Below are 19,741 nucleotides of genomic sequence, written 5' to 3'. Positions count from 1 at the left end.
GGCCGGTTCGAGTACTGCTATCTTGGGGACGGGGCTTGGAGCACAGAAGTTCAGTCGGAAAGATGGCGTGCAAGGCGCCGCGGACAAGCGGCGTTATGCCAGGTTGAGCTGCAGCGTCATGCTTGTGTCTGGTGCATTGCCACGCCAGCCTGCAACCGTGCGAGCATGGCTTGGCGCAAGGCCCAAGGGGCATGCAGGCGGATCGAGCCCGCATGCGACAGCAACCAATGCAGGAGTTCGCTGCTGTCGTGCAGCGTAGCGCTCAGTAGCGCACCGCCATCTTCCTGCGCCAGCAATTGCATGTCCGGCGACAATGGCGTCTCGGCCAGATGCCTGCACAGCGTGTGGTCGACCCAGGCCTTGAGCTCGATTTCAGGCCGCTGACTCTGAAGCGGCGACGAAGAGTCGCCAGTCACGGCCGACGGGCCTGACCCGTCGCCTGGGGGCAGCCCTGGCAGTGCCGGCTTCTGGCCAGGCTGCCAGTACCAGCCGTAGGGTATGCCTTTATCGTTGCAATACAGCGGAAACAGGCTCGACAGTTCCTGCAAGTCGCGTTCGACCGTGCGCTTGGACGCCCGATGGCCCGCGTCCAGCAGGGCTTGCTGCAATTGCCGGGCAGTGGAGCCGGGGTAGCGGTGCGGCAACAGCTTGAGCAGTTCCCACTGCCGAGCGATGGTGTGGCGGGTGGGGTGACTAGGCAAGTCGAATTCCTGAACAGCCGAAAGAAGATGGATTGGTGGCACTTGGCTACTTCAAGCATACCCTGTGTGCTCATTGGATCCAAGTCCCGGGCGCCAGGCGATGCTGGCCGGTTGCCTTGTCTTGCACCTGACGATGACTTGCCGAGCCAGGCTTGTCTCGCCAGTGGCGACTGCTGTATACACATCGACGAACCAAGGGGAGCCCGGCGATGGGCTGAGAAACCGCTGATCAGCGCGGTGACCCTTAGGCTTTGTACGAAAAGTCGCCGAGCGGCGATCAGGCTAGGCAAAAACAGGTGAGCAAGCGGAGTTTACTGATTGTAAATGAGCATTCCGAGCCTGTTTTCGACGTAGTCTGATCGTCGCGCAGGCACTTTTCGTACAAAGCCTAGAACCTGATCCGGATCATGCCGGCGAAGGGATGGGCTCGAAGACCTGCCTTTTTGCCGGCCTCATCGCGAGGCCGCTCATGTCGTTTGCCTGCGGTCTCGCTGTCGCGCCAAAGAGGACAGCTTCATGACTGAACGTTTCACCGATATCTTGCGCCGCGAAAGCGAGCCGGCCTGGTCGGCTGCCGTCGGGCATCGCTTCGTCACTTCCCTGTATGACGGCAGCGTGCCGGACCCGGTCATGGTCCGCTACCTGGTGCAGGACCATCGCTTTCTGGACAGTTTCCTGACGCTATTGGGCGCCGCCATCGCCAGTGCCGACCATTTCGAGGCGCGCCTGCGCCTGGGGCGCTTCGCCGGCATGATCTCGAGCGAGGAAAACACCTATTTCCTGCGGGCCTTCGAGGCGCTGGGCGTCAGTCGCGACCAGCGGCAGCAGCCCGACGACACCGAGCCTACCGCCGGCTTCAAGGCGATCATGCGCGAAGCCGCCGAGACACGCTCATATGCCGTGGCCTTGTCGGTGCTTACCGTCGCCGAGTGGTTGTACCTTGACTGGGCGAGCAGGGCGCCACGGCCCTTGCCTGACAGCTTCGTCCATGCCGAATGGATCACCTTGCACGACAATCCCGCCTTTGGCGATTTCGTCGGCTTCCTGCGCGGCGAACTCGACCGCGTGGGGCCAACCCAGGCGCAGGCCAGCCGTGATTTCTTCCAGCGCACGGTACGGCTGGAGCTGGCCTTCCTCAACGCGATCGATCCCCAGGAGGCATGAACGATGGATATCTTCGACCGCCTCAAGGATGCTGCAGCGCCGCAGTGGAACAGCTACGTAAATCACCGTTTCGTCCAGCGCATGGGTGAGGGTAGCTTGCCCGAACCGGCATTTCGGACCTATCTGGTGCAGGACTACCTGTTCCTGATCCAGTTCGCTCGAGCTTGGGCGCTGGCAGCCTACAAGAGCCGCCGGCCCGCGGATATCCGCGCGGCCCAGGCCGGCCTGGCTGCCATCCTCGACGAAACCGAGCTGCACCTGCGGCTGTGTGCCCGCTGGGGCCTGTCCCAGGCCGACATCGAATCCGCGCCCGAGCACCAGGCAACGGTCGCCTATACCCGTTTCGTTCTCGATTGCGGCGCCGCTGGCGACTTGCTTGACCTGCAGGTGGCGCTGGCGCCCTGCGTCATTGGCTATGCCGAGATCGGCCAGAGGCTTGCGGCAGGCGTGGCGGACCTGGCAATCCACCCCTACCGCGAATGGATCGGCGAATATGCTGGAGATGGCTACCAGGGCGTCGCCGCTGCCGCGCGCAGGCATCTGGACGAGCTGGCGGCCCGCAGCATGACCGAGCAACGCTTCGTCGAGCTGGCTGCTACCTTTGCCCAGGCTTCGCGGCTGGAGGCCGATTTCTGGCAGATGGGCTTGGATGGCGTGCCATAGAAGGCCTGGGCCAGGTCCTTGGGATGGGCTTTGGTGTAGGCGCTGGATTCTGACACCTTGTTCCAGTGGTCTGATCCACCCGCGCTGGTGGTTCGGACCCACCGAAATCCTGAGAATCGGTGAAGCTGGTAAGTATCAAAACCGCCAACCATCGTGTTCAGAGGCAGCTTTGTAGGGCCTTGCGATTCCATCGGCTCACCAAAGGTGGCACGCACGTCTGACCGGGACATCACTGGCGCGAAAGGCTGGGGGAGTTCGCCTTTGTACTGTGTGGTGCCCTCGACCGTGGAAAGAAGGGTGATAACAGCTTTCAAAGCGCTTAGTCGGCGTCCAGAAACTCAGTTCTAAACCTGGAGCAGGCTCTCTATCAAGCCAGTCACGCCCTTTATACAGCTCCTGCAATGGCTGATTGTTAATCGGCCCCGTGCAACACCTTCACCAATGGTGCTGCAAGCACACAGTGCCAACGAGGTAGAGCGGTGGTGGCCTCGTGGACCCTGGGCTCGCTTTGCGGGCCCTCTCCCGGTCTGCTCTGGGTACTGGCCTCGCAGAAGATCGCCACCTCGATCACCGCGCCAGGCTCGCGCGCCGCACATGCTTGGCCAGCACCTTCTCCAGCAATTCCCACATCCCCGGATCGGTACTGAACGCCACGTTGAACCTCATCCAGCCGGTGGCCTGGGCATCGACCATGAACAGTTGCCCCGGTCCGAGCATGATCCCCTGCTCGAGGGCATCGTCCAGCAACGCGGCGCTATCTGGCAGGGCCGGATGACGGGTCCAGATGTACATGCCTTCGTCCGACTCGATGAACAGCTCGAAGCCCAGCCGGTGCAGATGGCGGCCTACCTCCTGGTGAGCCTCGGCCAGGCGCTGGCGCAAGCGCTTGAGGTGCTTGCGCCAGCGCCCATCGATGACCGCCGCGTAGACCACCCGCTCCATGACCTGCGAGGTGGTCAGGCCCGAGCGCATCTTCAGGCGCAACAGCTGTTGCATCAATTCGGGATTGGCCAGCAGGTAGCCAACCCGTACGTTGGGCGAAATGCTCTTGGAGTAGCTGCCCACGTAGACCACCTGCTGCAGGTGGTCGAGACTGGCCAGGCAGGGCTGCGGTTCGGCGATCATGTCGGCGTACAGGTTGTTCTCCACCAGCCTAAAGCCATGCCGCGAGGCCAGTTGCAGCAAACGGTGCAGTTGCGTCAGCGGAGTCCGCGAGCAGGTCGGGCTATGCAGATGCGGCTGGGTGAAGAACACGGTCGGACGATGCCTGGCCAGCAATTGCTCCAGTTGGTCGAGGTCATAGCCGGCCGGCGTGCGGGGCACGCCTAGCAAGGTCGCCCCCTGGAAGCGCAGGATGCTCATCAGGTTGGGATAGCCAGGATCGTCCACCAGCACCACGTCCCCTGGACGCACCAGTGTGCGCACGGCCAGGTCCAGTGCCTGGCTGGCACCGTGCGTCAGCAACAGCTGCGCCGGGTTGGCGACGATGCTCAGCTCCTGCTGCAGGTTCTGCGCGGTGAGCGCGCGCAGCTCGGGCAAGCCCATCGGGTCACCATAGCCCGACAGCTCCAGCGGGCTGCTGGCCACCTGGCGCAGGCCGCGGCGCAGGCCGTCCTCGTACATCCAGTCGTTGGGCAGCCAGCCGCAACCGGGCTTGAATGGCAACTGGCGAATCTCGAAGATCTGCTGGAGATACCATTCGGAATTGAAGCTGGGGCGTGCCAGGCCGGCCTGCGGACGCTTGTCGAGCAGCTCGGTCACGGCACGATTGACGAAGAAGCCGGCATTGCCCCGGCTTACCAGCAGGCCCTGCGCCACCAGGCGGTCGTAGGCTTCGACCACGGTGAAGGTGCTGACCGAATAGGTGGCGGCGAACGCGCGGATCGATGGCACCTTGGCGCCAGGCTTGAGAGTCTGGTTGTCGATCAGTTCCCGCAGCCCGTCGATGATCTGGTTGACCAGCGGGGTTGGAGAATCCGGGCGGAGTTCGAGCATCTGGGAGTTTGCCTTCAGGTGTGCAGGGTGTGTGGACCTGCTGGTAAAGCGGTGTACTGCAAGGGCGGCCTGTACAGTGCAGTAAGGATTTCACTGTGCTGTGCATGGCTCTATCTGTCCGACATTTTTACATTAGGTGTCAGAGATCGCCACATCAAGCACGTCAACGCTTCATGAACAACAACAAGCTCATCGCCGCATCGTCGCCGAGGGTCACCTCGCGCCTTTCTTCCCGATCGAACGTGTTGGAGTCTAGCCGCCGTCCGATCGTTGCATGGTTCAGTTCGTCCGAGGGTCTTCCTTCGGACGCGTAGGCAGGCCGCCAGGGAAGGCCTGCGTGTGCGTCGTGCACGCCTCCTGCTCGCATTGGCACTGATGTACGGGTGAAACCGATAGCCATCGGGGTTTCACGGATTTTCCTTGGATAAAAAGAAACACGGGGTACACAACTGATGGACGCAACAACCACCTCCACCACCACCGCGACGGGGGAGCACGAGAGCAAGCTCAGTGCCTCCCTCAAGCCGCGCCACCTGACGATGATGTCGATCGCCGGGGTCATCGGCGGCGCGCTGTTCGTCGGCTCCGGCAGCGTGATCCACAGCGCGGGCCCAGCTGCTGTCCTCGCCTACCTGGCAGGCGGCATCCTGGTGGTCCTGATCATGCGCATGCTCGGCGAGATGGCGACTTCCTCGCCTGACACCGGTTCGTTCTCCACCTATGCCGATCGAGCCATCGGTCGCTGGGCCGGCTTCACCATCGGCTGGCTGTACTGGTGGTACTGGGTCATCCTGATGGCCTGGGAAGCGTATGTGGCGGGCAAGATCCTGCACGGGTTCTTCCCGGACGTGAGCGTCAACGTGTTCGTGCTGGCCACTACCTTGGTGCTGATCACGGTCAACTTCTTCAACGTCAAGCACTACGGCGAGTTCGAATTCTGGTTCGCCCTGATCAAGGTGGTAGCGATCTGCTGCTTCCTGGTCATTTGTACCGCCGCGGTGATGAACATCTGGCAGTTCGGCGAAGTGCGCGGCATGACTCACCTGACCGCCGAAGGCTTCATGCCCAATGGCATCACCACGGTGGTCGGAGCGTTGCTTGGGGTGATGTTCGCCTTCCTCGGCGCCGAGATCGTCACCATCGCCGCCTCGGAATCCAAGGACCCTGCCAAGCAGATCGTCAAGGCCACCAACTCGGTGGTCTGGCGCGTGTGCCTGTTCTATGTCGGCTCGATCTTCCTGATCGTCTGCCTGGTCCCGTGGAACGACCCGCACCTGGGCGAGTCGGGTTATGGCGCCTATCGCCGTACCCTGGAGCTGCTGGGCATTCCGTATGCCGAGCTGCTGATGAACTTCGTGGTGCTGACCTCGGTGAGCAGCTGTCTGATTTCCGGCCACTACACTGCCTCGCGCATGCTGTTCTCGCTGGCCAAGCGTGGCGATGCGCCAGCTTTGTTCAAGATCACCCGTGCCGGCACCGGTGTTCCGGTCTTCGCGATCATCGGTTCGTGCGCCGTCGCGGTGTTCTGCGCCCTGATCAACTTCAGCGAGACCCTGCGGCCGCAGGACGTGCTGGAAACGTTGATGAACACCACCGGCATGATCGCCCTGCTGGTCTACCTGGTGATCGCCTTCTCGCAGCTGCGCATGCGTCGCAAGCTGATCGCCGAAGGCAAGGAAGTGCAGCTCAAGATGTGGCTGTTCCCCTGGCTGACCTACCTGGTGATCGCCTTCATCGTAGTCTGCCTGGTGGTCATGGCCTTCATGCCTGACTATCAGATCCTGGTGATCTCCACTGGTAGCGCCGCCGCGCTGGTGGTAGCCATGGGCGTGGTGCATCAGATTCGCAGCGCCAAGCGTCGCTAAGACCGGTCTGGACGAAAAGCCCCAAGGTTGCGTGTTGCACGCGGCCTTGGGGCTTTTGTGTTTGTCGGGCCTTGACCGGTGACATTGCCATAGCCGCGATGCCACGCGACGATCGTTGGCCGTGCTGCGATGGCGCTCCAGCGTCTGGGCTAACGATTGCGAAGCGTATCCAGTGCTGGAGACCAGACGGCATGCTCGCAACGTTCACATGCGATCGCCTCCTGCGCCCGATGGTAGCGCGCAAAGCCACACGCCACGCAGCAGTAGAGGCCGGCACTTGGCGGGGATGCATATTGCGGACGATGCTCGAACGGAAGCACCGATAGGCCCGGACGGGTGTCTTGCGGGCCGTAGAAATACAGGCTGAGTTCGCCGTCGGTTTCCAGAAGACCCAGCCGGACCTGGCCCAAGTGCTCGACACCTTGTTGGCGCAGCTCCATGAACAGTTCGTTGGATGAAATGTTCATGTTACGCAGCGAATGAATCTCGTACATGCCATCCTTCACCACCGTGATCGGCAGTCCATCGATCCAGGCTTCGCAGGCTTTGCTGCGCGTCATGATGTAGACGGTACCGCGATAGAGCAGCAGCAGTGTCAGGAACACCAGCGCCACCGGGAGCAGCGGCACGTCCTCGTAGAAGGTCACATCCCCCGCAGCGGAGCCGAGCATGAGAATCACCACCAGCTCGAAACGCGAAAGCTGCTTGATCCCGCGCCGACCGCTGAATTTCAAGAAGAGGAACACCGCTACGAAAGCCGCCAGCACCCGCAGGGCGACCTCCAGGAGGAACGTGGAGGGCAAATCGCCCAACAACATGCGTTGAAGATCGAACGATACCATTCGCTTACCCATCCGCTGCAGTCCATTGGGTCACGGACCGGCAGCTCCACTGGCGGAGTCGCCAGCCCATCCAATGACTGGGACATCGGCCAGGCGGGCTTGTATCACTGTTTCGATGACGCTGCGGGGAATGGCACGCCGGCCACTCGACCAGCCCGGGCCTGTCTGCGCTTGCCAAGTCGCCTCACCCAACCGGCGTGGCGTGCTTCAGCTCGCCGCCACTGCGAATACATGCTTGAGATAGCTCACGAAGTTCTCGTCCCGACACTGGGTCTTGCCCGGGCTGTCCGAAATCTTTGCCACCGGTGCGCCGTTGCAGGCGGTCATCTTGATCACCATGTTCATCGGTTTCACGCCGGGAATGTCGCAGGTGAGCTGGGTACCGATGCCGAAGCTGACGTTGATGCGCTCATGCAGGGCGCGGTACAGCTGCAAGGCCTTGGCAAAATCCAGGCCATCGGAAAAGATCAGCGTCTTGCTCGCCGGGTCGATACCCAGTCGCTGGTAGTGGGCGATGGCCTTTTCCGCCCAGGCCAGTGGATCGCCCGAGTCGTGACGCAAACCGTCGAACAGCTTGGCGAAATACAGGTCGAAGTCGCGCATGAACGCATCCATGCCGATGCAGTCGGTCAGGGCGATGCCCAGCAGGCCACGATACTCGCGCACCCAGCATTCGAGTGCCGCCACCTGGCTGTCGACCAGGCGTGGGCCGAGCTGCTGGTGGGCCATGAACCATTCGTGGGCCATGGTACCGATCGGCTTGAGATCGTATTCCCGGGCCAGGTGGACATTGCTGGTGCCGACGAAGTGACCGGGAAAGTCCTGCTTGAGGATGTGCACGACGGCTTCCTGGACCGGATAGGAAAAACGCCGACGCGTACCGAAGTCGGCCAGCCTCAGGCCGGCCAGTTCGTGGACGCTGGCCTCCTGGCGCAGCCAGTCGAGCTTCTGATAGAGGCGTTCACCGACTTGCTCCATGCGCACTTCACGGTAGCGATAGCGGTTGCGCACTTCCGAGACGATCGCCAGCAGCGGAATCTCGTAGAGGATCACATGCAGCCAGGGGCCGCGCACGCGAATGGCCAGTTGGCCGATGTCGTCCAGGCCCACGTGCACGTAGCGCAGGTTGAAGCGGAACAGGCTGAGGAAGCGGATGAAGTCCGGCTTGATGAACGGAATCTTCTCCAGGTAGGCCAGCTGGTCGTGGGTCACCGACAGCTCGGCCAACTGCTCGATCTGGTAGCGAATCTCCGCCAGGTAGGGCGAGAGGTCTTCCTCGTTGCGGCAACGAAACTCCCATTCCACCTCGGTATTGGGGTAGTTGTGCAGCACCGCCTGCATCATGGTGATCTTGTAGAAATCGGTGTCCAGCAGGTTCTGGACGATGCGTTCGCCGAACATGGAATCGCTCATTGGCTGGTCTCCTGGCAGCTGGCGAGGGTCTGGTCGAGGGTGTGTTCATCCGGGCACAGCCGCACGCCACACGCGGCCAGGACCTGGCACGCGTGCTCGGCACCTTCGGGCGTCAGGGCGCGGCAGGCGGGCAGGTACAGCAACACGTCGAAACCGGCCTCGCGCAACTGGCGAGCAGTGGTTCGCACGCAGTAGTCCAGGGCCAGGCCGCCGACGATCACCACGTCGACCTCTCGCTGCTTGAGAAACTCGATCACGCCTGTGGAGCGACGCTCGGCGAGGTCGTGATAGCAAGCCCCGTAGGGATGAAGATCGGGCTCGACGCCTTTCCAGACGAAGTAGTCATACTCGATTGGTGCCGGCAGTCCCGGCAGTAGCTCGAACCCCGGCGTACCTGGCACGCAGTGGCTGACCCAGGTCAGATCGGCATTGGCCAGGTCCAGGCGTTGCAGCATCTGCCCAGGCTCGTTGACCACCCAGGCGGCGTTGCGCGGGTGGGCATCCTTGCTGCCCAGGCGCAGGCTGGCGCGGCGGGCCATGGCCTCGAGCGCCGGGACGATCTGATGGCCGCCGGGCACGGGGAGCTCATCCGCTGCGTTGCAGGTGAAGCCGTTCTGTGCATCGACATCGAAGCTGGCGATCTTCATCGTGAGGTACTCCTGTTCGGGATCGCCCATATAATTCACCTGATGAAATAAGTATGTCAAGCATCATGGTGAATATGACGCAGGTGTTGCCAGGCTTTGACCTTCTGGTGGAATATGTCACAACGCAATTTGGAGGGCTGAGCCTTGAGCAGTGCCGAAGTACTGGCCAGTGTGGATATCGTCGCCCTGCGCATGGCTGCCGAGTCGCCTGCGCTGGAAGTGTTGCTGTATCGCCGCGACCGTGAGCCCCATGCCAACGAATGGGCCTTGCCGGGGGTGATCGTCAATGGCCGTATCGCCGATAACAGCCTGGCGGCGGCGGCAGCTCGAGCCCTGCAGGACAAGGCCCGGGTCGTCCCGCGCTACCTCGAGCAGGTCGGCACCGAGGGCAACGCCTTTCGCGACCCGCGTGGCTGGTCGTTGAGCACCTACTACCTGGCCCTGCTGGCGCCGGACCAGGCGATGGATGATCCGCGCCTGGCCTTCCACGACCTGGATTCCGTGCTCGAGCGCAGGGTGCTGCTGCCGTTCGACCACAACCTGCTGGTTCGGCTGGCCCGCGAGCGCCTGGCGTCCAAGACTGTCTACAGCAGCCTGCCGCTGTACCTGCTGCCGGAGCGGTTCACGGTGCTCGATGCGGTGCGCGCCACCGAGGCTTGCCTGGGGGCGCCGGTCAATGGCACCTCCTTGCGCAAGCGTCTCGAGCGCATGAAGGAGCAGGGCTGGGTACATGATACCGGCGAGAAGAACCAGCCCAGGCTGGGCCGGCCTCAACAGCTGTACGTGCATCAGCCGCCGGCCGACCGGCTGTTCACCTTCGAGCGCAGTCTGTTGCCGGAAAGCTCTGGCGGTTGAGGAAGAAGAGCCGGGGTCAGCTATGCTTGGGCCATGAACAAGCCTTTTGCAGTGCGTCAGCCTTGTCCGCCGGGTGCCTGCGACTGCGGGCGCGAGCGTCTGCGGGAGCACCCCGAGACGGCTTGCCGCATCCTGCTGCTGACCCGGCAGGAAGAACGTCGGCTGATCGAGCGCCTGGAAAACCTCAAGGATCTCGACGACCTGCGGCGCCTGCAGCAGCGCCTGGAAGAGCAGCTCGGCATTCGCCTGCACATCGCGCCGGGGCCGAACGAGGTGCGCACCATGCGCGGCATTCTCATCGAGGTGCAACCCCAGCCAGGGCTCTGCCGGCGCACCCGGCAATCGATACCGGCCGCGATCCGGCGAGGGCTGGAGCGCAATCCGCAGGTCGCCTACAAGTTGCTCGATGCCCACGACCTGCTGGCCGGTGGCTGACTGCCAGAGGCTAAATTCTTCTCGGCAAGGTTCGTTCTTAGCTGTAGCCGCTGGCCACGAGCCGCGCATTGCTCGACACCAAGGAGACAGGCAATGGCTTGCCTATTCGACTGCGCCGCAATCCCGGCCCAGCCAGTGGCCGGCCATCCGAAGCCGGACGCCATCCGGCCTGGCTTCCCGGCGATGCCCGAGGGCAGGCGCGTCGTGGTCAGGAGGGGCTTGGAGAAGCACGGCCTGGCCCGCATCGACAACGTCCGGAGCAAGCTGCGCCCGTTGCGCCTGTTTCGCCAGATGGCCGAAACGGCCACGGCGCGCTAAGGAACGGCCATGACCGTCTTGAACCTGCTTTGCCTGCCGTACTCGGGCGCCAGCGCCATGGTCTACCGCCGCTGGCGTCGCAAGCTGCCGGCGTGGCTGCGGGTCGTGCCGGTCGAATTGCCTGGACGCGGTGCGCGTCTGGGCGAGCCACTGCAAACCGACATGCATGGTCTGGCCCGGCAACTGGCCGACGAGCAGCGCCGGGCGACCCAGGCGCCCTATGCCGTGCTCGGGCACAGCCTGGGGGCGCTGGTGGCGTTCGAACTGGTGCACGCGCTGCGCGCCTTAGGCTGCCCGGCGCCGGTGGCGCTGTTCGCCTGTGGCACGGCTGCCCCTACCAGGCGTGAGGGCTACGATACCCGCGACTGGCGCCAGCCCAAGTCGGATGCCGAGCTGATCGCCGAGCTGCGGGCCCTGCAGGGAACGCCCGAAGAGGTGCTGGCCAACGCCGAGCTGATGAGCCTGACCCTGCCAGTGCTGCGCGCCGATTTCCTCTTGTGTGGTCGCTACCAGTACCGCCAGCGTCCGCCGCTCCAGTGTCCATTGCATGTGCTGAGCGGCGAGGCCGACAAGGCCAGCGAAGAGCAGCTGCTGGCCTGGCGGCAAGAGAGCCTGGGCGACTTTTTCCTGGCAAGGTTCCCCGGTGGCCACTTCTTCATCCACGAACAGGAAGACCGCGTGCTGGACGTGCTTGCCGACTCCCTGGAGCCCCATGCCCGCCGGCCTGATTGACATCCTTGCCCACCTGGGAGAGCTTAGGGTTTTCCAGGCAAGGGAAGCACCATGCTGATCGATCCACGCCAGGCCACGCTGCTGGTCGTCGACATTCAGGAAAAGCTCATCGGGGCGATGAGCGAACCGGCCGCTACCCTGGCTCGGGCGCGCTGGTTGCTCGCTGCCTGTGCCGATCTGCAACTGCCCACGGTGATCTCCGAGCAGTATCCCCAAGGCCTTGGGCCGACCGTGGCGGCGCTCACCGCGGCCGCCCCGAACGCGACGGTGGTACAGAAAAGGCATTTTTCCTGCGTCGCAGGCCAGTGTCTGCCTGAAGCGCTGCTGGCTCGCCGTCAGGTGATCGTCTGTGGCACGGAAACCCACGTTTGCGTCCTGCAGACCGTGCTGGAGCTGTTGCAGCTGGGCAAGGAGGTCTTCGTGGTCGAGGACGCCTGCGACAGCCGTGTCGCTGCCAGCAAGCAGTTGGGCCTGGCACGCATGCGTCATGCCGGCGCGCAGATCGTCACGCGCGAGATGGTGCTGTTCGAACTGCTGGGTAGCGCCGACCATCCTCGGTTTCGCCACATCAGCAAGACCTACCTGGTCGGTGACCAGCCCTGAGGCGCCTGGCATGGACAGGGCTGGTGCTGCTGGCTCTGTTGCAGGGATGTGCTGTACAGCCCAGGGCGCCCGAGGTCGATCCATCGAGGGTGCGCAGCCAAGTGTCGCGCCTGCTGCCTGCCAGTGTGGGCGACCGGGCCGGTTGGGCCGAAGACATCCAGGCGGCGTTCACTGCCCAGCGCCTCGAGCCGAGCCAGAGCAACCTGTGCGCAGTGCTGGCCGTGACCGAACAGGAATCGACCTTCAGCGCCGACCCTCAGGTCCCCGGGCTTGGCCGTATCGCGCGCGAGGAAATCGACCGGCGTGCTCGGCGCTTGCACATCCCCGCCGCTCTGGTCGATGCCGCCCTGCGTAGCCGATCGGCGAACGGCAAGACCTACCAGCAACGACTGCAGGCGGTGCGCAGCGAAAAGCAGCTCAGTGCGCTGTTCGACGAAGTCATCGCCGGGCTACCGTTGGGCAGGACGCTGCTTGGCGGGCTGAATCCGGTACGTACCGGTGGGCCCATGCAGGTGAGCATCGATTTCGCCGAGCGCCACGCTCGCGATTACCCGTATGCGTACGCTGGGACCCTGCGCCAGGAAGTCTTCACTCGCCGCGGAGGAATGTATTTCGGCATCGCCCATTTGCTGGGCTACCCAGCGCGTTATCAACGTCAGCTCTATCGGTTCGCCGATTTCAACGCAGGCTGGTACGCCAGCCGTAACGCCGCTTTCCAGGCTGCCTTGAGTCGCTTGACCGGTATCGACCTGGCACTCGATGGCGACCTCGTCGTGCCCGGCGCGATCATGCCAGGCAGTACGGAAAAGGCGGCTCGCAAACTAGGAGCGAAGCTCGGGCTGCGCAATCCCCAGATTCGCAGCCAGTTGGACCAAGGCACTGCCTTGGCCTTTGAGGATACAGCGTTGTATCAAGGGGTATTCGCACTGGCCGATGCCAAGGCGGGGAGGCCGCTGCCGCGTGCCATCCTGCCCGGCATCGAGCTCAAGAGCCCGAAGATCACCCGCCAGTTGACCACGGCCTGGTTCGCCGAACGGGTGGATGAGCGCTATCGTCGTTGCATGAAGCGCTAGAGCTCGCGCGAAAGGCGCGCAGCGCTGCGCTGCCTTGGGCGTGCAAGGCTAGGCGGCAGCGCCTGCGGACGGATCTTGGGAAAGCGCCTGGAGCACCTGCTCAACGCAGGTCTTGAGCCCCGTCAGGGTGTCCTGCGCATCACTGTCCAGCACCAGCAGCCTGGCCCCGCCTGCCTTGATCGCCTCGGCCACTGCCGGCTCGGGTTGGCGATGGTGCAGCACCAGCGCCACATCCTGCGAACGAAGGGTTTCGCTCAGCCCCGAGAGCGACGCCGCGTCCCATTTGTCATCAGCCGGCAACGGCTGTTCGACGACATCCAGGTTGAGGCCCGCGGCCAGGTAGCCCAACCGCTCGGACAGGCTGAGCACGCTGAGGTTATCGACGTCGGCCAGGCGCGTCTGGCTGCTGGAAGTCAGCTCGAGCAGTTGCCGCTTGAGCTCGGCCAGGTTGGCCTGAATCTTCTCCTTGTCGGCTGGAGACAGCCGCTCCAGATCATTGGCCACCACATCCGCCATGCGCCCGAAGTTGGTCGGGTGCAGCCAGGGATAACCGGCGAAGGCGTCATCACCATGTACCGCGATGCCTGGCAAGGCGCCGTCGACCGGTCGTGCGGCATCGATCTCGACGATACGGATATTGCTGCGCCTGGCCATGGGATAGAGCGGGTCGTCACGCCAGATCGAGCGCAAGCCGACCACCGCGTCAGCCTGGCCGGCGGCCTTTTGCAGGCTGGGGCCACCACGGCCTTCGAAGTAGGAAGGTTGGCGGCTGGCCGGCAGGTTGGCCGGTGCGGCGCGCTGCACGCGAACCGCGGTGCCTTGCAGCAGGGCAGTGGCCAGGCTCTGGGTCACCGGCAGGCTGGCGAGCACCGTCACGCTGGCGGTTGGGTTGGCTTGGCCGACAGTGGACGCAGCCAGGCCGGGCAAGGGCGAAACGGCCAGAGCGAGGGTCAGGCAGAGGTGCTTGAAGTTCAGGTTCATGCCGGGTTTCCTTGCAGGCGTGGGACGAGGGCGCGCGCCAGGGCAGCGCAAGCGAAGCACAGCCCGGCCACCAGGATGATCGCCGCGCCGGAGGGGATCGGCAGGTCGAAGGTGATCGGTAGCAATATGCCGAGCAGTGTGCTCAACGTCGCGATCAGTACCGAGGCCCAGAAAAAGCCCTTGAGCGACTGGCTGAGCAGGCGTGCGGCGGCGGCCGGAATCACCAGCAGCGCGCCGACCAGGATGGCACCGATGACCTTGACCGCCGCCACGGTCACCAGCGTGACCAGGACCACGAACAGGTAGTCCAGGCGTTTCACCGCCACGCCGCGCACTGCCGCCAGCTGCGGATTGAAGCTGGCCAGCATGATGCGGTTGTACAAGGGTAGGGCCAGGCCAAGCACGATCAGCGCGACGATGCCGAGCACCAGCAGGTCCTGGGCGCTGACCGTCAGTACCGAGCCGAAGAGCACGTTTTCCAGGATGTGCACGTTGATCTTGCCGGCCAGCATCAGCAGCAGGCTGGCGCCGAGGGCGAGCGAGACCGAGAGGAACACGCCGATCAACGTATCCGGCGAAAGCCCCGTGCGGTTGCGCAGGTAATTGAGCAGGATGCCGAACAGCAGGCAGTAGCCGAACAGGCTGCCATACGGGCCTGTATACGGCTCGCCGAGCAGGATGCCGATGGCCACGCCGGTCAGCGCCGCATGGCCTACCGCCTCGGAGAAGAAGGCAAAGCGCTTGACCACCACCAGGGTGCCGAGCCCGCCAAGCACCGGGCCGATCATCAGGCCTGCCAGCAAGGCATTGACCACGAATCCATAGGCCAGGGCTTCGGGCAGCAAACCGGTGCTGGCCCATTCCTGAACGGTCTGGCGAAAGGCTTCGTAACTCATCAGGCGACGGCCTCGCTGCGTGGGTGAACGGAAAACAGCCCGAGCAGCCGTTCAGGCGTCAGGGCCTGGGCCGGCGGCGCGTCGAACAGCACCTGGCGGCTGAGCCCGGTGACCCGGTCGGCCAGACGCAGTACCGCCTCGAGATCGTGCTCGATCCACACTACCGTGGTGCCGGCGTCGCGCCAGGCTTGCAGCAACTGCTCGAATACGCCGATACCGGCCTCGTCGAGCGCCGACATCGGTTCGTCCAGCACCAGCAGCTGGGGGGGCGGGACCAGGCCCTGGGCCAGCAGCACCCGCTGACGCTCGCCGCCGGACAGCGCGCCCATGCGACGCTTGCGCTTGTCGAGCATGCCGACACGCGCCAGGGCTGCGTCGATATCCACGGCGACGCGCCGCGAAAGCCCAAGGAAGGCCGGTCGCCGCTGGCACATCGCAGCCATGAAGTCGTCGACCGTCATCGGCAAGCCACGGTCGAACTCGAGCGCCTGGGGCACGTAGCCAATCACTCGGCTGCCTGCCGGCCAGTGCAAGGTCAGCCGGCCTTGGTGGGGCATCTGCCCGAGCAGGGTCTTGATCAGCGAGCTCTTGCCGCCACCATTGGGCCCGACGATGGCATGCACGCTGCCGGCCTCGATGGCGAAGCGGACCTGTTCCAGGATGCGCGTGCGCCCGAGGGTCAGGTCGATCCCCTCGAACTCGATGCGTGGACCACACGGGACACGCGGCGCGCAGATCGCGCTCATGCGCGATTCTCCTGGATGGCCCGCACCACGGTATCGAGGTTGCGCTTCATTTCCACTTCGTATTTGTCCTGGGTGTACTGGCCGTAGGAAATATGCGTCAGTGGATAGAGGCGAACGCCAGATTCGCGCTCGATGGTATCGACATAGGCGGACGGGAAGTCCATTTCGGAGAAGATCACCTTCACGTCCAGCGCCTTGAGCTGGTCGATGGTCTTTTTCAGCTGTGCCGGGCTGGGCTCGATGCCGTGCGCCGGCTCCACCACGGCCGTGACTTCCAGGCCGAAATCACGTAGCAGGTAATCGTAGGCCGCATGGATGGTGGCCACGCGGAAATCGGCCCCCGGTGCCTGGGTGACCTTGGCCAGGGCCTCGGCCCGCAGTGCCCTGAGACGCTTGGCGTAGGCGCGTGCGTTGTGCAGATAGTACCTGGCGTTGTCGGGGTCGAGCTTGCCCAGTTCCTGCGCAATGGTGTTGACCTGGGCAATGGTCGCGCTGATCGACAGGAACGTGTGGGGGTTGACGACCTTGCCGGCTCCGCGTGCCGCGATGCCGGTCGCGGCCAGCAGCGGCACGTTGCCGTTGGCCTCGATGGTCCTGATATCCGGCTTCTCGCTGGCAGCGATCATGCGATCGGCGAAGTCGTCGTGGCCCACGCCGTTGAGCACCACCACGTCAAGGGTGCCGATGCGCTTGATGTCCTCGGCGCGGGGCTCGTAGGCGTGCGGGTTGAAGCCGGCGGGAATCAGCGGCACCACCTCGGCCCGGTCGCCGACGATATTGCTCACGTAGCTGTAGTAAGGGTGCAAGGTGATGCCGATGCGCAGCGGCTTGCCGCTGTCGGCCATGGCCATGACGGGCAGGGCGCAGGCCAGGAGCAGGCCGAGCAAGCGGCGAGCGAGGACGGAACGGAGCATGAGGGAATCCTTGGGTCAGTGACGGTGCTGCTGGCGCGTGACGCCGGCGTCGTAGTGCGTGGTGACCTGGCGCCAGCCCGCGGCGACCAGCGCCTGCCGTTCCAGCGTGTCTGGCAGATGGCCAATGGCGTCGCGTTGCAGCCAGACCTGCGCCGGGGCGTCGCCAGGTGCGGGGACGATCAGCAGGAAGTTGCCGACCGTCTCGGCGTCTTCGCTGCGTCCGAGATAGGCGGCGGCGTCGAGCAATTGCCAATGATGGGCGCCACGGCTGGCGCTGCTGGCATCCCTGACGAAAGGCGGCAGCCCTTCTTCGGCCAGCAGGCGTACGTCGGGCATCACGCCAGATTCTTCGCGCAGCATTCGGATCTCGTCGAAGGCGACCACCAGGTCGGTGAATATGCCTTGTTCGGCCGCGTTGAGGTCACGGCGGGCATCGATCTGGTGCGCCTCGAAGCGCACCTCGTCCTGGCGCTCGCCACGCAGCAGCACCACCGCGCCTGCCAAGGCGATGATCAACAGGGCCGCGAGCAGCACGTAGAGCGATTCATGACCGGCTCCGGCCGGGCGAACCAGCTGGGTCTGGCTCATGGCTCACCGATGTCGGCATGGTCCACTTCCACCACATGGCCAGGGCCGGCGTCGAACAGCACATAGAAGTCGCCATCCGGGCGCTTGAACGTCAGGCTGGAGTCATCGCCGAGCTTGCCGCCCACCAGCACCTGCTCGTCATAGCTGATGACATCGAGGGTGACGCCCGGCGCGCCGCTGCCATCGGAAAAGCCTCCGGTGCACTTGATCTGGTCGCCGGCCACCGGCTCGCATTCGCACATGGGATTGTGTGCAAGCACAGGTCCGGCGGTGCTCGCCAGTACGCCGAGCAGGACGATACGTAGCAGCTGTTTCATTTCTTGCCTCCTTGTTTTTCCAGCCAGGCGACCGTCGCCGGCGAAGCCTTGGCCAGCGGCACGGATGCCTGGTGCACGCTGCCGTTCCAGCCTTCGATGGTGATCCAGATCTGGGCGTCAGGCCGAGTCCGCGGCGGTACCGGCAGGGACGTCACCATGCGATACGGCGAGCCGAAGAAGATCGTGCCGGCAGCGCGCAGGCTGCGCGGCTTGCCGATACGCAGGTAGACCGCCTTGGCGCCTTCGGTGCAGGTCTTGCACAGCGCGGCGTTGAACAGTTTGAAATGGCCGGCCGGACCATCCGCGCGCGGTGCTTCGTCGAGCATCTCGGCCAGGTCTATGTGGTACGGCCCGACCGGAATGTCGTGGATGACGTGCTGGCCGAGGCCGGCTTCGCCACGGAACATGCGCGCATCGGCGAAGTACTTGGGCATGAAGCCCAGCGGGATGAGGATGAGCAGGATGTTGAGGTGGAAGCGCCACTTCAGCCAGAACTGCTTCAGCGGGCTGGGCGAAAGTGCCTGGACATGGCTCATGGCTGGGCCTCCACGACGATTTCGGGGCTGACCCTGGGCTGGCGGGGCGACTTCTCGCTGCGCTTGAGCGCGGCGGCCGTGGCCTGGGCGGTGCGCTTGGTCCAGATCAACAGGCCGCTGAGCACCATCAAGGTCAATACCAGGCCGAAGAAGAACCAGATCAGCTTGATTGGCAGGCCACCGAAATCGCCAGTGTGCAGCGGACGCATCGACTCGGTGACGAACTCCAGCGCCGAGCGATCGCCTAGCAGGAACTGGCTGTCGACCTTGCGGGTATACGGGTTGACCTCGGCGCTCTGGAACATCAGGGGATACCAGCCGCGGCCAGCCATGCTGATGTGGCTGTAGGCCGTGGCCGGGAGGGTGATGAAGCTGATGTCCAGCCCCGGGATCTGCTCGCTGGCGATGCGCGCGGCCTCGTCCAGGTCGATGCGCTGGGCCGGCGTGCCGTCCGGGCTTTGCGGGACTTCCTCGCGGGAGATCACCGGTACGACCGGCTGGCTGGAAATGGTGATGTGGTTGTCGGCCAGGATTGCCTGGATCAGGAACCAGAGGCCGGTGATGGAAATCACCGCGATGAACCAGATCGACCAGACCCCCGCCAGGCGGTGCAGGTCACCCCAGAAGATCCGTGAGCCATGCCCGGTGCGTACCGGTTTGAAGAAGCCGCGCCAGAACTTCTTGTATACCACCAGGCCGGTGACCAGCGAGGCGAGCATCGGCAGGCCGAGCAGGGAAACCAGGTACCAGCCCCAGCTGTAGCCATGAGTGAAAGGCACCAGCCACCAGCCATGCAGGGCCCGGGTGAACTGTTCGAAGCTGAAGTCCGGACTCTTGCCCTGGATCGCGCCTGTATAAGGATTGACGTAGAGCGTCGGTGAAGTGCCGTCGGCGAGGGTGACCGCCGCATTGAGGGCGAAATGCGAGCCATCCGGCTGGTTGAGCAAGCGCACCGTCATGTCCGGCTCGGCCTCGTGCAGGGCATCGAGTATCTGCTGGTAGCTCAGGCGTTCGGCATCGTCGCTGGGCTTGGTGGCGCGCACGTCGGGGTTGGCCAGCCAGACGATCTCCTGGCTGACCACCGCCAGCATCCCGGTGAAGCACACGATCAGCACGAAGAACCAGATCGGCAGGGCGAGCCAGCTGTGGACCAGGAACCAGAGTTTCGAGCGGGATTTTTTCGACATGGTGTCAGCAACTTGGCTTGGCTGAGTAACGAACCAGCCCAGCGCACGTGCGAACGAGGCTGGGTTGGAACCAGGGGCATGGATTCTCGGGGGATTTAAACCTAAAGACGAACGAGAATCGAAATTCCTTGCAAGTTAAATGCAAGCAAATGTTTCCGGCAAGTGCCGGTCCTCGGCTTCGCATCAGGTTCGGACGAGCGTATGCAGGATTCGCTGAGGCGTCCTCGAGTCGCGCTTGGTCAGGCTGCCGGTTCGTTGCGCTGTAACCCG

At 64.0% G+C, this 19,741-nt stretch carries 22 protein-coding genes and 1 pseudogene; 9 read left to right on the top strand and 14 right to left on the bottom strand.

Annotated elements, in window-relative coordinates; translation table 11 throughout:
* Nucleotides 1-116: 116 nt before the first annotated feature.
* Nucleotides 117-701 (bottom strand): WYL domain-containing transcriptional regulator, encoded by a 585-nt coding sequence (locus tag ACY8GK_RS07335; RefSeq protein ID WP_462402722.1) that lies wholly within the window; start codon nucleotides 699-701, stop codon nucleotides 117-119.
* Between the two features lie 516 nt (nucleotides 702-1,217).
* Between ACY8GK_RS07335 and ACY8GK_RS07330 the strand changes: the two genes are divergently transcribed.
* Entirely contained in the window at nucleotides 1,218-1,865 is a 648-nt protein-coding gene (locus ACY8GK_RS07330) for a TenA family protein (RefSeq protein WP_462402721.1), read from the top strand.
* A 3-nt stretch (nucleotides 1,866-1,868) separates the two neighbouring features.
* Complete coding sequence (locus tag ACY8GK_RS07325) at nucleotides 1,869-2,528, top strand: TenA family protein (RefSeq protein ID WP_462402720.1); 660 nt, start codon at nucleotides 1,869-1,871, stop codon at nucleotides 2,526-2,528.
* Between the two features lie 176 nt (nucleotides 2,529-2,704).
* On the opposite strand, the pseudogene ACY8GK_RS07320 reads toward ACY8GK_RS07325, so the two are convergent.
* Both ACY8GK_RS07320 and ACY8GK_RS07315 read right to left on the bottom strand, forming a co-directional pair.
* A pseudogene (locus ACY8GK_RS07320) lies at nucleotides 2,705-2,842 on the bottom strand (DUF6392 family protein); the annotation flags it as partial.
* A gap of 253 nt (nucleotides 2,843-3,095) precedes the next feature.
* Complete coding sequence (locus ACY8GK_RS07315; protein WP_196178941.1) at nucleotides 3,096-4,523, bottom strand: aminotransferase-like domain-containing protein; 1,428 nt, start codon at nucleotides 4,521-4,523, stop codon at nucleotides 3,096-3,098.
* Nucleotides 4,524-4,975: 452 nt separating this feature from the next.
* Between ACY8GK_RS07315 and ACY8GK_RS07310 the strand changes: the two genes are divergently transcribed.
* On the top strand, nucleotides 4,976-6,388 hold the full coding sequence (locus ACY8GK_RS07310) for an amino acid permease (RefSeq protein ID WP_196178938.1): 1,413 nt from the start codon (nucleotides 4,976-4,978) through the stop codon (nucleotides 6,386-6,388).
* Between the two features lie 149 nt (nucleotides 6,389-6,537).
* On the opposite strand, the gene ACY8GK_RS07305 is transcribed toward ACY8GK_RS07310, so the two are convergent.
* The 3 genes from ACY8GK_RS07305 to ACY8GK_RS07295 form a co-directional block, all read right to left on the bottom strand.
* Nucleotides 6,538-7,230 carry a DUF421 domain-containing protein gene (locus ACY8GK_RS07305; RefSeq protein ID WP_196178937.1) on the bottom strand — a complete coding sequence of 231 codons (693 nt, stop codon included), beginning with the start codon at nucleotides 7,228-7,230 and terminating at the stop codon, nucleotides 6,538-6,540.
* 207 nt (nucleotides 7,231-7,437) lie between these two features.
* On the bottom strand, nucleotides 7,438-8,643 hold the full coding sequence (gene pncB, locus ACY8GK_RS07300) for a nicotinate phosphoribosyltransferase (RefSeq protein WP_462402719.1): 1,206 nt from the start codon (nucleotides 8,641-8,643) through the stop codon (nucleotides 7,438-7,440).
* Nucleotides 8,640-9,290: a nicotinamidase gene (locus ACY8GK_RS07295; RefSeq protein ID WP_462402996.1), complete on the bottom strand. Its 651-nt coding sequence runs from the start codon at nucleotides 9,288-9,290 to the stop codon at nucleotides 8,640-8,642. The genes pncB and ACY8GK_RS07295 overlap by 4 nt, the downstream gene beginning before the upstream one ends.
* Before the next feature lie 144 nt (nucleotides 9,291-9,434).
* On the opposite strand from ACY8GK_RS07295, the gene ACY8GK_RS07290 reads away from it, so the two are divergent.
* The 6 genes from ACY8GK_RS07290 to ACY8GK_RS07265 all read left to right on the top strand — a co-directional run bounded on the left by ACY8GK_RS07290 (nucleotide 9,435) and on the right by ACY8GK_RS07265 (nucleotide 13,306).
* The gene (locus ACY8GK_RS07290; protein ID WP_196178933.1) at nucleotides 9,435-10,145 is read left to right on the top strand and encodes an NUDIX hydrolase; all 711 of its coding nucleotides are present in this window, start codon (nucleotides 9,435-9,437) and stop codon (nucleotides 10,143-10,145) included.
* Nucleotides 10,146-10,178: 33 nt separating this feature from the next.
* Nucleotides 10,179-10,580, top strand: a complete 402-nt coding sequence (locus ACY8GK_RS07285) for a hypothetical protein (RefSeq protein WP_196178931.1) — start codon at nucleotides 10,179-10,181, stop codon at nucleotides 10,578-10,580.
* A gap of 93 nt (nucleotides 10,581-10,673) precedes the next feature.
* Nucleotides 10,674-10,898: a hypothetical protein gene (locus tag ACY8GK_RS07280; protein ID WP_462402718.1), complete on the top strand. Its 225-nt coding sequence runs from the start codon at nucleotides 10,674-10,676 to the stop codon at nucleotides 10,896-10,898.
* Nucleotides 10,899-10,907: 9 nt separating this feature from the next.
* Nucleotides 10,908-11,630 (top strand): thioesterase II family protein, encoded by a 723-nt coding sequence (locus ACY8GK_RS07275; RefSeq protein ID WP_462402717.1) that lies wholly within the window; start codon nucleotides 10,908-10,910, stop codon nucleotides 11,628-11,630.
* Nucleotides 11,631-11,681: 51 nt separating this feature from the next.
* On the top strand, nucleotides 11,682-12,233 hold the full coding sequence (locus ACY8GK_RS07270) for a hydrolase (RefSeq protein WP_196178925.1): 552 nt from the start codon (nucleotides 11,682-11,684) through the stop codon (nucleotides 12,231-12,233).
* On the top strand, nucleotides 12,230-13,306 hold the full coding sequence (locus tag ACY8GK_RS07265) for a DUF1615 domain-containing protein (RefSeq protein ID WP_329604768.1): 1,077 nt from the start codon (nucleotides 12,230-12,232) through the stop codon (nucleotides 13,304-13,306). Before ACY8GK_RS07270 ends, ACY8GK_RS07265 begins: the two co-directional genes overlap by 4 nt.
* A 48-nt stretch (nucleotides 13,307-13,354) precedes the next feature.
* Here ACY8GK_RS07265 and ACY8GK_RS07260 read toward each other — a convergent pair whose 3' ends face one another.
* Genes ACY8GK_RS07260 through ACY8GK_RS07225 form a run of 8 tightly spaced genes read right to left on the bottom strand, consistent with a single transcriptional unit; the run spans nucleotide 13,355 to nucleotide 19,471 of the window.
* A complete protein-coding gene (locus tag ACY8GK_RS07260; protein WP_196179188.1) occupies nucleotides 13,355-14,281 on the bottom strand; it encodes a metal ABC transporter solute-binding protein, Zn/Mn family in 927 nt (308 codons plus the stop codon).
* 2 nt (nucleotides 14,282-14,283) lie between these two features.
* Complete coding sequence (locus ACY8GK_RS07255; protein ID WP_196178921.1) at nucleotides 14,284-15,183, bottom strand: metal ABC transporter permease; 900 nt, start codon at nucleotides 15,181-15,183, stop codon at nucleotides 14,284-14,286.
* Nucleotides 15,183-15,929, bottom strand: a complete 747-nt coding sequence (locus ACY8GK_RS07250) for a metal ABC transporter ATP-binding protein (protein ID WP_462402716.1) — start codon at nucleotides 15,927-15,929, stop codon at nucleotides 15,183-15,185. The genes ACY8GK_RS07255 and ACY8GK_RS07250 overlap by 1 nt, the downstream gene beginning before the upstream one ends.
* Nucleotides 15,926-16,843, bottom strand: coding sequence for a metal ABC transporter substrate-binding protein (locus tag ACY8GK_RS07245; protein WP_462402715.1), 918 nt, complete (start codon nucleotides 16,841-16,843; stop codon nucleotides 15,926-15,928). The genes ACY8GK_RS07250 and ACY8GK_RS07245 overlap by 4 nt, the downstream gene beginning before the upstream one ends.
* 15 nt (nucleotides 16,844-16,858) lie before the next feature.
* Complete coding sequence (locus tag ACY8GK_RS07240; protein ID WP_196178915.1) at nucleotides 16,859-17,431, bottom strand: DUF6162 family protein; 573 nt, start codon at nucleotides 17,429-17,431, stop codon at nucleotides 16,859-16,861.
* Nucleotides 17,428-17,748 (bottom strand): hypothetical protein, encoded by a 321-nt coding sequence (locus tag ACY8GK_RS07235; RefSeq protein WP_196178913.1) that lies wholly within the window; start codon nucleotides 17,746-17,748, stop codon nucleotides 17,428-17,430. Before ACY8GK_RS07235 ends, ACY8GK_RS07240 begins: the two co-directional genes overlap by 4 nt.
* Nucleotides 17,745-18,284 (bottom strand): thiamine pyrophosphate-binding protein, encoded by a 540-nt coding sequence (locus tag ACY8GK_RS07230; protein WP_462402714.1) that lies wholly within the window; start codon nucleotides 18,282-18,284, stop codon nucleotides 17,745-17,747. Before ACY8GK_RS07230 ends, ACY8GK_RS07235 begins: the two co-directional genes overlap by 4 nt.
* A complete protein-coding gene (locus tag ACY8GK_RS07225) occupies nucleotides 18,281-19,471 on the bottom strand; it encodes a PepSY-associated TM helix domain-containing protein (protein ID WP_196178909.1) in 1,191 nt (396 codons plus the stop codon). The genes ACY8GK_RS07230 and ACY8GK_RS07225 overlap by 4 nt, the downstream gene beginning before the upstream one ends.
* Between the last annotated feature and the right edge of the window lie 270 nt (nucleotides 19,472-19,741).

Source organism: Pseudomonas sp. Marseille-QA0332, from assembly GCF_054950175.1.
The sequence above is the reverse complement of the archived record's forward strand: the minus strand, read 5'-3'. Positions and strand labels throughout refer to the sequence as shown.

What these genes read in the sequence shown, in the direction of transcription:
- ACY8GK_RS07310 (WP_196178938.1), top strand. Translation starts at nt 4,976, where the DNA reads ATGGACGCAACAACCACCTCCACCACCACCGCGACGGGGGAGCACGAG.
- ACY8GK_RS07250 (WP_462402716.1), bottom strand. Translation starts at nt 15,929, where the DNA reads ATGAGCGCGATCTGCGCGCCGCGTGTCCCGTGTGGTCCACGCATCGAG.
- ACY8GK_RS07315 (WP_196178941.1), bottom strand. Translation starts at nt 4,523, where the DNA reads ATGCTCGAACTCCGCCCGGATTCTCCAACCCCGCTGGTCAACCAGATC.
- ACY8GK_RS07270 (WP_196178925.1), top strand. Translation starts at nt 11,682, where the DNA reads ATGCTGATCGATCCACGCCAGGCCACGCTGCTGGTCGTCGACATTCAG.
- ACY8GK_RS07245 (WP_462402715.1), bottom strand. Translation starts at nt 16,843, where the DNA reads ATGCTCCGTTCCGTCCTCGCTCGCCGCTTGCTCGGCCTGCTCCTGGCC.
- ACY8GK_RS07240 (WP_196178915.1), bottom strand. Translation starts at nt 17,431, where the DNA reads ATGAGCCAGACCCAGCTGGTTCGCCCGGCCGGAGCCGGTCATGAATCG.
- ACY8GK_RS07275 (WP_462402717.1), top strand. Translation starts at nt 10,908, where the DNA reads ATGACCGTCTTGAACCTGCTTTGCCTGCCGTACTCGGGCGCCAGCGCC.
- ACY8GK_RS07285 (WP_196178931.1), top strand. Translation starts at nt 10,179, where the DNA reads ATGAACAAGCCTTTTGCAGTGCGTCAGCCTTGTCCGCCGGGTGCCTGC.
- pncB (WP_462402719.1), bottom strand. Translation starts at nt 8,643, where the DNA reads ATGAGCGATTCCATGTTCGGCGAACGCATCGTCCAGAACCTGCTGGAC.
- ACY8GK_RS07330 (WP_462402721.1), top strand. Translation starts at nt 1,218, where the DNA reads ATGACTGAACGTTTCACCGATATCTTGCGCCGCGAAAGCGAGCCGGCC.
- ACY8GK_RS07305 (WP_196178937.1), bottom strand. Translation starts at nt 7,230, where the DNA reads ATGGTATCGTTCGATCTTCAACGCATGTTGTTGGGCGATTTGCCCTCC.
- ACY8GK_RS07295 (WP_462402996.1), bottom strand. Translation starts at nt 9,290, where the DNA reads ATGAAGATCGCCAGCTTCGATGTCGATGCACAGAACGGCTTCACCTGC.
- ACY8GK_RS07235 (WP_196178913.1), bottom strand. Translation starts at nt 17,748, where the DNA reads ATGAAACAGCTGCTACGTATCGTCCTGCTCGGCGTACTGGCGAGCACC.
- ACY8GK_RS07225 (WP_196178909.1), bottom strand. Translation starts at nt 19,471, where the DNA reads ATGTCGAAAAAATCCCGCTCGAAACTCTGGTTCCTGGTCCACAGCTGG.
- ACY8GK_RS07325 (WP_462402720.1), top strand. Translation starts at nt 1,869, where the DNA reads ATGGATATCTTCGACCGCCTCAAGGATGCTGCAGCGCCGCAGTGGAAC.
- ACY8GK_RS07230 (WP_462402714.1), bottom strand. Translation starts at nt 18,284, where the DNA reads ATGAGCCATGTCCAGGCACTTTCGCCCAGCCCGCTGAAGCAGTTCTGG.
- ACY8GK_RS07280 (WP_462402718.1), top strand. Translation starts at nt 10,674, where the DNA reads ATGGCTTGCCTATTCGACTGCGCCGCAATCCCGGCCCAGCCAGTGGCC.
- ACY8GK_RS07255 (WP_196178921.1), bottom strand. Translation starts at nt 15,183, where the DNA reads ATGAGTTACGAAGCCTTTCGCCAGACCGTTCAGGAATGGGCCAGCACC.